At 63.9% G+C, this 12,082-nt stretch carries 12 protein-coding genes; 8 read left to right on the forward strand and 4 right to left on the reverse strand.

From position 1 onward, the window contains the following. Nucleotides 1-56: 56 nt before the first annotated feature. Nucleotides 57-1,091 carry a dihydroorotase gene (gene pyrC, locus PF049_06540; GenBank protein WBY17792.1) on the forward strand — a complete coding sequence of 345 codons (1,035 nt, stop codon included), beginning with the start codon at nucleotides 57-59 and terminating at the stop codon, nucleotides 1,089-1,091. Here the strand turns inward: pyrC and rarD are convergent. Continuing rightward, complete coding sequence (gene rarD, locus PF049_06545) at nucleotides 1,072-2,007, reverse strand: EamA family transporter RarD (protein ID WBY17869.1); 936 nt, start codon at nucleotides 2,005-2,007, stop codon at nucleotides 1,072-1,074. The genes pyrC and rarD overlap by 20 nt on opposite strands. A 207-nt stretch (nucleotides 2,008-2,214) precedes the next feature. On the opposite strand from rarD, the gene PF049_06550 reads away from it, so the two are divergent. Continuing rightward, nucleotides 2,215-2,691 (forward strand): glycine zipper 2TM domain-containing protein, encoded by a 477-nt coding sequence (locus PF049_06550; protein WBY17793.1) that lies wholly within the window; start codon nucleotides 2,215-2,217, stop codon nucleotides 2,689-2,691. A 206-nt stretch (nucleotides 2,692-2,897) separates the two neighbouring features. Beyond that, on the forward strand, nucleotides 2,898-3,611 hold the full coding sequence (locus PF049_06555) for a hypothetical protein (protein WBY17794.1): 714 nt from the start codon (nucleotides 2,898-2,900) through the stop codon (nucleotides 3,609-3,611). Between the two features lie 28 nt (nucleotides 3,612-3,639). Here PF049_06555 and astD read toward each other — a convergent pair whose 3' ends face one another. Both astD and PF049_06565 read right to left on the reverse strand, forming a co-directional pair. Then, complete coding sequence (astD, locus tag PF049_06560; protein WBY17795.1) at nucleotides 3,640-5,055, reverse strand: succinylglutamate-semialdehyde dehydrogenase; 1,416 nt, start codon at nucleotides 5,053-5,055, stop codon at nucleotides 3,640-3,642. Between the two features lie 334 nt (nucleotides 5,056-5,389). Further along, complete coding sequence (locus PF049_06565) at nucleotides 5,390-5,917, reverse strand: hypothetical protein (GenBank protein WBY17796.1); 528 nt, start codon at nucleotides 5,915-5,917, stop codon at nucleotides 5,390-5,392. Between PF049_06565 and PF049_06570 the strand changes: the two genes are divergently transcribed. Together PF049_06570 and PF049_06575 are read left to right on the forward strand one after the other, a co-directional pair. Further along, nucleotides 5,889-6,977: a YadA-like family protein gene (locus PF049_06570; GenBank protein WBY17797.1), complete on the forward strand. Its 1,089-nt coding sequence runs from the start codon at nucleotides 5,889-5,891 to the stop codon at nucleotides 6,975-6,977. The genes PF049_06565 and PF049_06570 overlap by 29 nt on opposite strands. 205 nt (nucleotides 6,978-7,182) lie before the next feature. Beyond that, nucleotides 7,183-7,608 (forward strand): hypothetical protein, encoded by a 426-nt coding sequence (locus tag PF049_06575; GenBank protein WBY17798.1) that lies wholly within the window; start codon nucleotides 7,183-7,185, stop codon nucleotides 7,606-7,608. Here PF049_06575 and PF049_06580 read toward each other — a convergent pair. Then, complete coding sequence (locus PF049_06580) at nucleotides 7,580-9,013, reverse strand: YdiU family protein (GenBank protein WBY17799.1); 1,434 nt, start codon at nucleotides 9,011-9,013, stop codon at nucleotides 7,580-7,582. The two genes, PF049_06575 and PF049_06580, sit on opposite strands and share 29 nt — an antisense overlap. Before the next feature lie 78 nt (nucleotides 9,014-9,091). Here PF049_06580 and PF049_06585 point away from each other — a divergent pair, with 78 nt between their 5' ends. The 3 genes from PF049_06585 (at nucleotide 9,092) to PF049_06595 (ending at nucleotide 12,076) form a co-directional block, all read left to right on the forward strand. Continuing rightward, nucleotides 9,092-9,988: an alpha/beta hydrolase gene (locus tag PF049_06585; GenBank protein WBY17800.1), complete on the forward strand. Its 897-nt coding sequence runs from the start codon at nucleotides 9,092-9,094 to the stop codon at nucleotides 9,986-9,988. After that, nucleotides 9,985-11,139, forward strand: coding sequence for a glycosyltransferase family 4 protein (locus PF049_06590; GenBank protein ID WBY17801.1), 1,155 nt, complete (start codon nucleotides 9,985-9,987; stop codon nucleotides 11,137-11,139). Before PF049_06585 ends, PF049_06590 begins: the two co-directional genes overlap by 4 nt. Before the next feature lie 139 nt (nucleotides 11,140-11,278). Next, nucleotides 11,279-12,076: a tetratricopeptide repeat protein gene (locus PF049_06595; GenBank protein ID WBY17802.1), complete on the forward strand. Its 798-nt coding sequence runs from the start codon at nucleotides 11,279-11,281 to the stop codon at nucleotides 12,074-12,076. The last annotated feature ends 6 nt before the right edge of the window (nucleotides 12,077-12,082 follow it).

Below are 12,082 nucleotides of genomic sequence, written 5' to 3' on the forward strand. Positions count from 1 at the left end.
CGTCCTTTTGCAAAGCGTCTGGAAACAGGCCGCGCGCCCCCTTATGCCATGCGCCGATGACACAGACACTGACGATCCGCCGCCCCGACGACTGGCACGTTCACCTGCGCGACGGCGCCATGCTGGCCGATGTGGTCCAGTATACTGCGAACCAGTTCGACCGCGCGATCGTGATGCCGAACCTGTCGCCGCCCGTGACGACCTCTGCCGCGGCGGCGCAGTATCGCGACCGCATACTGGCGGCGCTGCCGGATGGGTCCGGCTTCATGCCGCTCATGACCTGCTACCTGACCGACGATACCGATGCCGACGACCTGGCCGAGGGGTTTGCTTCCGGTATCTTCACGGCGGCCAAGCTGTATCCGGCGAATGCGACGACCAATTCCTCCCACGGGGTCAGCGACATTGCGAAGCTGCGCCCGGTGTTCGAACGCATGGCGCAGATCGGGATGATCCTGTGCATCCATGGCGAGGTGACCGATAGCGACATCGACATATTCGACCGCGAGGAAGAGTTCATCCGCCGAACGCTGGCGCCGCTCCATGCCGACCTGCCCGAGCTGAAGATCGTCTTCGAGCATATCACGAGCAAGGATGCGGTCGATTTCGTGAATGACGCCGGGCCGACGGTCGCCGCGACGATCACCCCGCAGCATCTCCACATCAATCGCAATGCCATGCTGGTCGGCGGCATACAGCCGCACAATTACTGCCTGCCGGTGGCCAAGCGGGAAACGCACAGGCTGGCGCTGAGGGCGGCGGCGGTTTCCGGCTCGCCCAAATTCTTCCTCGGCACCGACAGCGCGCCCCACGCGAAGGATGCGAAGGAAACCGCCTGCGGGTGTGCCGGTATCTTCAATGCGCCCTTCGCCATCGAAAGCTATGCCGAAGTCTTCGACCAGGAAGGCGCGATGGACAGGCTGGAAGGGTTTGCGAGCGAATTCGGCCCGGCATTCTACGGACTGCCGCTCAATGAGGGCACGATCACGCTCGAGCGGGAAAGCCATGTGGTGCCCGAAACGCTGGAAGCCGGCGGCGGACCGATCGTTCCTTTTCATGCCGGGCAGGAACTCAGCTGGCGGCTGGCCTGACGCGCGATTTCGACCAGAGGTCCCAGACGAACAGCGCCAGCGCGATCCATATCAGCGCGAAGCACAGAGCCTGCGCCGGCTTCAGCTCTTCCTCGAACACGGTCAGGCCCAGCACGAAAACGATGGTCGGGGCCAGAAACTGGATGAAGCCCAGCGTGGAGTAGGCCATGCGCTTTGCCGCAACGGCGAACAGCCATAGCGGAATGGCGGTCAGCACGCCGCCAAGGACGATTGCCAGGCTCAGGAGCAGCGAATCATCGAAGGCGCTTCCTGCGGGTGAAGCCGCGTACCATCCGGCAATCCCCATCGCGGGCAGAAGCAGGAGCCCGCTTTCGATCGTCAGACCGGGCAGGGCACCAACCGGCACACGCTTTCTCAGCAATCCGTAGGTACCGAAACTGAATGCCAGGGTCAGGCTGATCCACAGCGTGGTCAGTGCACCTGCGGCGAGGACCGCTACGCCGGCAGCGGCAAGGGCGACCGCGGTCCATTGCAGGCGGGACAATTTCTCGCCCAGCAAAACTGTGCCCAGCAACACGTTGAGGAGGGGGTTGATGTAATAGCCGAGGCTGGCGGCGTAGACATGGCCCGTCTGGATTGCCCAGACATAGACAAACCAGTTGATCGCAATCAGGGTCGCAGTCGCCAGCAGGATCTTCAGCGTCTGGAAATTGAACAGGGCCGCGCGGATCTCGCCCCATTGTCCGCGTACGCTCACGATGAGCGCACAGATCGGCAGGGTCCAGACGATGCGCCATCCAACGAACTCGAAGGGCGGCACGCTCGACACCAGTATCAGGTAGAGCGGGAGGAGCCCCCAGATCAGATAGGCTGCGAGCGCAGCGGGAAGTCCGGAGCGGCACGAATCAGGGGCACCGGCGTCACCGGTAGGGAGAGCGCCCTGCGGCGCCGGGATGTCGGATGTGCTCACCCGCGCCGGTTAAGCCCCTGCAACCAAAGCGGCAACCGTCAATTCGTCCGCCGGATTGGCTCGCTTCATCGCAAATTCGCAATCTGACAACGCGGTTGCATTCCGTTCAGGAAACGGGGCGTATTGCTGAACGTGTCGAAGGGTCACGGTGGACGGCCCGGCAGATGACCAAACGAACCAAGGAATTACGCAATGATCAGCACCGCCAAGACCGCCACCCTCGGCCTCATCGCAGCCGCCGGTATGGCCATCTCCGCTCCTGCTGCTGCCGCACCTGCCGGCCACGGTATCGCCGCCAATACGTCGTTCGGCGTGTCCAGCGTCCAGCCGATGGGCGACATGCAGTTCGAGCACGGCCGCAAGCATCACAAGCGGTACAAGCGCGGTCGCGGCCACCGGAGCAATTACTACGACCGGGGCTACAACCAGCAACGCGCCTATTACGGTGAGCCGGTCTACCGCGATACCCGCGTGTGGCGCGATCGCCGCGACGGCCAGTATTACTGCCAGAAGAAGGACGGCACGACCGGCCTGCTCATCGGCGGTGCGGCCGGCGCTCTTATCGGTCGTGAAGTCGCTCGGGACCGCACGCTGGGTGCGATCCTCGGCGCGGCTGGCGGTGCCCTTTTGGGCCGTGAAATCGACCGGGGCGGCTCGCGCTGCCGCTAAGCCGGCCCCGGTGATGGTGGTAACCAGATAATCGATCAACGAACTTCGCCGCCTGCGAGAGCAGGGGGCGGGGCGCGGCACCCCACCAGGCCGTGAAAGGCGTCCCGGTCCGGAATCCTCCGGTCCGGGACGTTTTTGCGTGGGAGCTCAACAACGACACGTCCGTTAGCGCGGTCTTTACCCTGATTGCGCTAAGGCCGCGCGCGATGTTGCGTGTTTTCCTCCCCTTGGCTGCCATGGCTGCCCTCGCCGGATGCGGCGAAGGGGACGACCAAGCCTTCCTGCCGCCCGAACGGGACCCCGTCGCGGTCCAGGCGGTCAACGATCAGATCATGACTGATCCCGACCTCTCCAGCCGAAACGAGGCGAATGCCGCGCTGACATCCAGCACGGAAAACACGGTTCCCCCCGTGGTCGGTACGGCAGAAGCGATCGAGACGGCCAAGGCGCAAGCCGCCGAATTGCTGGGCAAGAGGGTTCCGCCGCTACCCCCTGTAACCGAACCGGCCGAAGAGAAATTCATACCGGCCAGCGCGGCCATCGCCCTGCAGGACATGGCGGCCCTGACCCCAACCTTCCGCGACTGTGCGGAAGGGGTCAATTATACCGCTCGCTGGGCTGTGGACTGGCCGTCCGTCCTGCCGATCTACCCCCTTGCGAATTTGCGGGAGGGCGCCGGGAATACCAGCGGCGACTGCGACCTGCGTGCCGTATCGCTGCTGACGCCCGTTGCCCGAGACGATGTTTCGGCTTTCTATTACGCAAAAGCCCGCGCCGAGGGCATGGACGTCGCTACCGAGATGCTCGGCCCGGCGCATCGCATCACCGCCAGGGGGCGGGGGATGGAGGCAAGGATTTATACCGTGTCGACGCCTTATGGGCAGACGCGACTGGACATGGTCCTTTCAAAAGCGAAATGAAGGCGTCCGCGGATGCTATCGCCCGCTCTCAGCCGTCCCTGAAGCCGACACCGACACTGGCGCGCGGCTGGTCCAGCTCTGCGCTGGCGACCGGATAGGCACAGTAATCGGCCGCGTAAAAGGCCGCCGGTCGATGATTGCCCGACAGGCCGAGTCCGCCGAAAGGCGCTTTCGAGGATGCCCCGTTGGTCGGCTGGTTCCAGTTGACGATGCCCGCCCGGACACTGGCCCAGAAACGGTTGTAATCCTGCGGCGAGCCGCCGATCAGCGACGCCGCCAGGCCGAAGCGCGTATTGTTTGCCTCGGCAATACCCTCGTCCAGGTCCTTCACCCGGATTACCTGCAGGAGCGGCCCGAACAGTTCGACATCCGGCCGGTCTTTCAGCGCGGTGGTGTCGATGATTGCGGGGCTGAGGAAAGGCAGGGAATCGTCGGCGCGCTGCATATGCTTGATCGCTTTCCCGCCATTGGACAGGAAATACAGGAAGCTTTCCACCAGCTGGTCGGCCACGCCGTTATCGATGACGGGCCCCATGAACGGGGCCGGTTCGGCAAAGGGATCACCCACGATCAGGCGATCGGACAGACGCTTCACCTCCGCCATGACATCGTCATACATGCTGTCGACGACGATCAGGCGGCGGGCGGCCGTGCACCGCTGTCCGGCAGTGGTGAAGGCGGATTTGACGATCAGGACCGCAGCGTCGGTCACCAGCGGCGTGTCGGTGACGACCAGAGGATTGTTGCCGCCCATTTCCAGCGCGACGATCTTGCCCGGGTTCGTCGCCAGCCGCTTGTTGATGGCGATACCGGCCTGCGCGCTGCCGGTGAAAAGGACGCCGTCCGTGCCGGGATGTGCGACCAGCGCTTTCCCTTCTTCCGGCCCACCGACGAAGAACTGCGCGACCGCGGCGGAGATACCCGCCTTGTTGAAGCATTCCATCAGCAGTTCGCCCACCGCCGGGGTCTTCTCGCTTGGCTTGAAGATGACGACATTGCCGGCAATCAGCGCGGGAACGATATGGCCGTTGGGCAGGTGTGCCGGGAAATTATAGGGGCCGAGCACGACCATCACGCCATGCGGCTTGTGACGCACCGCAGCCGATCCCCCCAGTGCGCTGTCTAGCTTCTTCTGGCCTGTCCGGTCGGCATAGGCCGTGACCGAGATGTCGACCTTGTTGATGACGGCCTCGACCTCGGTATGCGCTTCCCACAGGGGTTTGCCCGTCTCGCGCGCGATCAGGGTGGCCAGCTTGTCCGATTCCTTGCGGACCTCGTTCGCGAAGCGTCGGACCAGTTCGATACGGGTGGCTAGCGGCTTTGCCGCCCAGGCCGGCCAGGCCCGCCGTGCGCGGTCCACCGCTGCATCGACATCCCCCGTCCTCGCACGCCAGAGTTCCTCGCCGGTGGCAGGTTCGTAAGAAATGATTTCAGCTGTCGACACGCGATCTGTTGTCCTGTCCTGAAGGCGACGAGGCTTCCGCTTCGAGCAGGTAAGCGTCGTTAGTCCTGATGAAAACCTATTAATACTCTTGCACTTCTTGCGGCGATGACACACTGTCCCGTTGCTGAACAGAGGGGGTAATCGTTTCGGAAGTGCACCTTTCGTCCAATGGCAGCGTTAGACGGGCAGCTTCCAACAATAAAGGCCTGCAGGCTAAACTGCGGGACGAGCTGGGATCGCATCGGGTTTAGTCACCTTTCTGACGGAAGGGGCTACAATGCAATTTTCCAAGAAGAGGGACCATTATGCGTAAATCGATGATCAAGGGGGCTAGCTACGCCCTGTCCGTGTCGGGCATGGCTCTTGCGGCCATGAGTTTGTCCGCGGCACCTGCTTCGGCTGCCGAGTGTCTTCTGGATACGAACGAGGATAACACAGTTTCCGCCGGAGATACCGACGGTAGTGCTACCTCCGACGATATCACCGCATTGGCGTGCGGAGCGTTTTCCAATGCTGATTCTGCAGCGACGGCAATCGGCTTTGGCTCCTTCGGCTCGACCGCATCGACCGCTGTCGGTGCAGTGTCGTTCGCAGACGTGAACGGTGTATCGGTCGGCGCGACGTCGGTCGCATCGGTCAACGCGACCGCGCTTGGCTTCCAGTCGCAGGCAATGGGCACGAGTTCGCTTGCTGCCGGGGACTCGGCGATGGCGGGCGGCGAGTTTTCGACCGCACTCGGATTTGTGAGCTCGGCGTCCGGACGCGCTTCCACCGCCGTGGGTGCGAATGCTTCGGCCGAAGGCGTGCGTTCGATTGCCATCGGCAACGCTAGCATGGCAACTGGCAGCAATTCGATCGCCATGGGCCGTGGCGCTGTCGCCAGCGGCGGCGACGCAATCGCAATTGGCGGTAATCGCGACGACACCGGCGGACGTATCACTCGCGCAAGGGGCGCTTCGACCACCGTTGTCGGCGGGCAGGCGCAGGCCCTTGGAGCAGGTGCTACCGCATTCGGCTGGCGCTCCGAGGCCAACGCCGAACGCGCGACGGCTCTTGGTCACTTGGCCACGGCGCAGGGCGTCCGTTCGCTTGCTGTCGGTGAAAATGCCGATGCGCAGAGCGATTTTTCAACCGCCATCGGCAATGAATCCGTCGCCAATGGTATCGATGCTTTGGCCATCGGCGACTCTGCTGCTGCCAATGGCAATTCGACCACTTCGGTTGGCGGCGAGTCGGTTGCAACCGGTCCGGGGGCTACCGCCTATGGGTGGCGTTCTGCAGCAAATGCCGAACGTGCCACGGCGCTTGGCCACCTTGCCTCGGCAACGGGTGTGCGCTCGGTAGCTGTCGGCGAAGCGGCTTCCGCTTCCGGCGATGGTGCCATCGCGCTCGGCAACGAATCGATCGCATCGGGCGTCGACTCGGTCGCCATCGGCAACGGCGCGGTTGCAACGAATGACGGCCAGGTCGTCATCGCCAACCTCGCGACGAGCACGGGTAGCCAGACGGGCGATCTCAACTTCGTCACCGCTGACGCTAACGGCACGCTGGGCCTGACCACCGGTATCGCCACCTCGGCTTCGGTCGCGGCGGTCGCTTCGGATGTCGCTGCCCTGCAGACGCTGACCAGCAACCAGACGGCACAGATCAACACGCTGTTCGGTCAGACGGCTGCCAATAGCGAAGCGATCGAGCGCGCCAACGAAGGTGTCGCAATGGCTCTCGCCATGGAAAGCCCGATGCTTCCGGCCGGCACCAATTTCGGCCTTTCGGGCGGCATTGGTTATTTCGAAGACCGCGCTGCCGGTACGATGGCCTTCTCGGCCCGCGTCGGCACCAATGCTTCTGTCTCGGCCGGTGTCGGTGTCGGTTTCGACAGCGGCGAAGTCGGCGCACGTGGTGGCTTCCAGGTTGCCTGGTAAGCCGATCGTCATTCTGGCCACGCCGATGCGTGCCTGAGTCTGAGATGCCGGGGCCCGTGTGTCCCGGCATTTTTGTATCCGGAACCTTGGAATGAAAACACGTTTCCCCGCTTTCAACGTCTGCCTAATGACGGTTGCAAGTATCGCCCTTGAAGCCTCAGTCGAGGCTCAGGAGGCGGTTGCATCCCTGCAATCTACGCAGCACATGGCCCGCCCCAGCGTCGATGCTCCGCCAGCGATCCGGCCCGTGCCGGGACAATTGGAGCTTTCGCAGCTGATTTGGGCGACGATGATTACGGTCGAGAACGCGAACCGGACGGGAAACTATTCCGTTTTGCGTCAGTCGGGATCGCAGGCCTTCCAGATCGGCTACGCTCCGGCGCAGCTGGCACAGGTCTTCTCGGGGCTTCGATCGACCGGCGTCGACCTGTCCACCACTCTCCTTGTTCCCCCGACATATACCGAAGCACCGCAAGTGCTGAAGGACGGCGTTTTCCGGGTGCAGGGGCTGTTCCAACTCCGCCCCCGGGCCATCGGTTTCGATCTGTATTACCAGTGGGAGCAGGGCCTTTGGAAAATCTACGGCATCGATATCATTCCGCTCAAAATGCCGGAGCAGCGGGATAGCTGACATGGCCTGCGGGCATGGGCGCCGGGCCGTGCGCCTTGCCCATCTGCCTGAGCGCTTCGACCTTCGCGTTCAGCGGACCCCAGTCGTCTTCGCGGTCGATTGCTGACCAGATCGCTTCCACTTCTTCGATCAGCATCGATTCCGGGGCGTCGCCGTTCCAGTACGCATGGCCTGCCCCGGCCGGCTCGTAATTCTCGAAGGCAGCGGCCAGTTCGCCTTCAGCGCCCCGGCCCCCGCGATGCGCGAAGAAGAACGCGTCCGGCTGCCAGCCGCCTTCTCGCAATTCCTTCTCGCTTGCCGCCACTAGGGCAGCGTCGGCCTCTGGGCCCCGGCTTCGCACGCCGAGGCGCCAGCACCAGCGCCGCGCCACGTTCTCGGCGTAGAGCGGGCCGAAACGCTCTAGCGCAGCGATCAACGGGGGCGCATCGGCCACCAACCGCAAGGCAACCGCCAATTGACCGCAATTCCAGTGCATCGCCTCCGGCTGGCGGCCGAAGGCATAAAGGCCCTGGTGGTCGAAATACGCGGCGGTGAAGCCCGGCTTCCACCGGGGAAGCCAGCGCCACGGTCCGTAATCGAAGCTCTCGCCCGAGATATTCATGTTGTCCGTGTTCAGCACGCCATGGACGAAGCCCGCAACCATGTAGCTGGCAGCCAGGTCGGCCATGCGCTCGACCACCAGGTGCAGCAATTGCACGGCGGGCTCGCTGCGTCCCGGCGCATCTTCTGGCGGAGGAGGGCCGGGGAAGTTTTCCAGGCAATAAGCGACCAGCGCTTCCATCTGCTCGCTCTCTTCGAGGGCCAGCAGCCTCTGGAAGGAGCCGATCCTGATATGGCCGTGGCTGAGGCGCGTCATCACGGCCGAGCGCGTGGGCGAAGGCTCGTCTCCGCGCTCCAGCGCCTCTCCGGTCTCCACCGCCGAGAATGTACGCGAGGTGTAGACGCCCAGCGCCTCCAGCATTTCGGTGGCGAGGATCTCGCGCATGGCGCCTTTCAAGGTCAGGCGCCCGTCACCGCTGCGGCTCCACGGGGTTGTGCCCGACCCCTTGGTCCCCAGGTCCATCAGGCGGCCTGTTCGGCTCCGAAGCTGGGCGAACAGAAACCCGCGGCCGTCACCGATTTCCGGATTGTAGGTGCGGAACTGGTGACCGTGATATCGCAGGGCCAGCGGGCGTGGCAGGCTGCCTTCCAGCGGCTGGAACCGGCCGAAATGGGCCAGCCACTGCTCGTCGGTCAGGTCGGCGAGCCCCACCTGTGCGGCGGCCCGGTCGTTGCGAAAGCGCAGGACCGTCTGCGGGAAGTCCGCCGCATCGACCGGATCGGCCAGCCACGCCGACACTTCCTCGATGGTTCGCTGCGGGCGGTATGGCGCATTGCCTGCGGCGTCTTGCAGATCGGATTGCATGCCGCGATAGTGGGGGCCAGAACCGCGGGGCGCAAGCAGCATGGCCTTCGCATGCCGAAATCCCCTATGATCCGGAAAATGCACGACACGATGGAAACGCCCTACGCCCACCGGACCTGGCAGAGCGCCGACGGACTGACCCTGCATTTTCGCGACTATCCCGGGCCGGAGGAGGCGCGCGACCTGCCGCCGGTATTGTGCCTTCATGGCCTGACACGCAATGCCCGCGACTTCGCTTCGCTGGCCTTGCGTCTGGGTGCAAGGCGGCGCGTGATCGTCCCGGAAATGCGCGGCCGGGGGCGCAGCGATTATGCGCCCGACAGCAGCACCTATTCGCCCACGACCTATGTCGCCGATGTCGAGGCACTGCTGGCGGAGGAGACCATCGACGCATTCATCTCCATCGGAACCTCGATGGGCGGTCTGATGACCATGATGATCGCTGCAGCGGACGCCGCAGCCGGCAGGCAGCGGATCGTCGGTGCTGTCCTTAACGATATCGGGCCCGACCTCGACCCGTCCGGCATAGACAAGATACGCGGTTATCTGGGGCAGGGCCGCAGCTATCCCACATGGATGCATGCAGCCCGCGCGCTGAAGGAAACCCATGACGACGCGCATCCCGATTTCGAGATCGGGGACTGGCTCGACATGGCCAAGCGGACACTGGTCGCAGGGCAGAGCGGACGACTGGTCTATGATTACGACATGGCCATCGCAGAACCCTTCAACCAGGCGCCCGCCAATGCCGCACCGCCGGACCTTTGGCCGGCCTTCGATGCGTTGGGCGAAATCCCGCTGCTGCTGGTGCGGGGTGAGCTTTCCAACCTTCTGACGACTGAAACGGCGGAGCGGATGGCGCAAAGACACGCGAATATGGAACTGGTGACGGTGAAGCGCTGCGGGCATGCACCCATGCTGGACGAGCCGGAAGTCTTGGCTGCAATCGACCGCTTGCTGGAGAAAACCACGTGACGACCGCGAAGGATGCGCTTCCGCCGCGCCTGCTGCACCTGCATTCGACGTTCGATGCCGGGGGCAAGGAACTGCGCTGCGCGCGCCTCATCAATGCCTTCGGTCCCAAGGTGCAGCACTCCATCGTATCGGCAGTGGAGGGGGCTTACGGCGCATCCTCCGCCATCGCGCGCGGTGCGAATGTCACCTACCCGAAGGATTTCCCTTCCTTGCAGGGACGCCCGACACTGGGCCGGTTGCAGTCCATCGCCAAGCGTATGGCTGCTCATTCGCTGGTGCTGACCTATAATTGGGGCGCGATGGACGCGGTGATGGCGCATACCCTGTTCAAGGACGCGCTGGGCCTGCCGCCGCTGATCCACCACGAAGACGGCTTCGGCGAGGATGAAGCGGTCAAGCGCAAGTGGCTGCGCACGTGGTATCGCCGGATCGCGCTGGGCAAATCGAACGGTCTGGTCGTTCCTTCCGAGATGCTCGAAGAGATCGCGCTGGAAGAATGGCAGCAGCCGATCGGCCGGGTGAAACGCATCCCCAACGGCATCGATACGAAAGCATTCGGCAAGAAACCGAAGCCTGATGCGCTGCGCGGCGTGGTCAAGCACCGCGACGAATTCTGGGTCGGGACGCTCGCCGGGCTGAGAGCGGTCAAGAACCTGCCAGCTCTGGTCCGGGCATTCGCGAAACTGCCCGAGCCATGGCAGCTCGTCATCGTAGGCGACGGGCCGGAAGAAAAGGCGATCCGCGCCGAGGCCGAGGCGCAGAATGTCTCGCACCGTGTCCACCTGCCCGGCTTTGCTCCGGATCCAGCACGCTATGTCGGCCTGTTCGACATCTTCGCGCTTTCTTCGGATAGCGAGCAATTCCCGATCTCGGTCGTCGAAGCGATGGCCGCAGACCTGCCCGTTGCGGCTCCGGCCGTCGGCGACATCGCCGATATGGTTTCCGCGGAAAACCAGCCTTTCATCGTCCGGCCGGGGGATGCCGCTGCCTTGGGCGATGCGCTGCAGGAGCTGGCTACCGATGCGAAGTCGCGGCAGGCGGTGGGCGCGGCCAATCGCGAACGGGCGAGGGCGGATTATGATGAAAAGCAGATGATTGCGACCTATCGCCGCCTGTACTCCAGCGCGATGGGGTGGGACGGCCTGACCTGACGGCGTCGGCTCCACCGCGCCGACCGCGCAATCGGGTCCACAGCTTCACTGGCGGTTAACCGCCACTTCTATTGAATTGCGCCCCTCATGGTTTAAGACCGCGCGCAACCATTTCTCAAGTCAAGGATACGTGCCCCAAGTGGCTCTCTTACCCAATCGCAACACGCAGACCGCCGAAGCGAAAGCCGAGAAGAAGGCGGCTGAAGACGATGTCATGGTCCGCGAGGTCGACGAGGCCGTCCGTAAGGACCAGTTCGAGAATTTCGGCCGCACCTACGGGCGCCCGCTTCTGGGTCTGCTGGTCGTCGGGCTGCTGGCCTTCGGCGGTTACCTGTTCTGGCAGTCGCAGCGGGAGCAGGCGATGGAGCGGGAAAGCGAAACCATCGTTGCCGCGCTCGACCAGCTTCAGGCTGGCAATCTCGACACGGCAAGCGAGACCGTGGCCCCGCTGGTTGCCGAGGGCGAGGGCGCGGTGAAGGCGTCTGCCCTGATGCTTCAGGCGGGCGCTGCAGCCCAGTCGGGCAATTCGGAAAAGGCTGCCGAACTGTTCGGGCAGGTAGCCGACGACGCCGACGCTCCGGAAGCCTATCGCGGCCTTGCCAGGATCAGGGCCGTCGCCGTTCGTTTCGACGACATGCCTTCGGCCCAGGTGGTCGAGCAGCTCGGCAGGATGGCGAAGCCCGGCGAGCCCTATTTCGGCAGCGCCGGAGAACTGGTCGCAATGGCCTATCTCGACCAGGGCAATACCGAGAAGGCAGGCGCGCTGTTCGGACAGATCGCCAAGGACGACACCGTTCCCGAAAGCCTCCGCGGCCGGGCACGCCAGATGGCGGGCATGCTGGGCGTCGACGCGATCGAGGATGTGGACGAAGTGATCGAGGAATTGAGCGGTCCCGCAGGACAGGCTCCGCAAGCAGCGCCGCAGGGCGCGCAATGATTTTCA

Source organism: Erythrobacteraceae bacterium WH01K (genome assembly GCA_027941995.1).
GTDB lineage: Bacteria > Pseudomonadota > Alphaproteobacteria > Sphingomonadales > Sphingomonadaceae > CAJXSN01.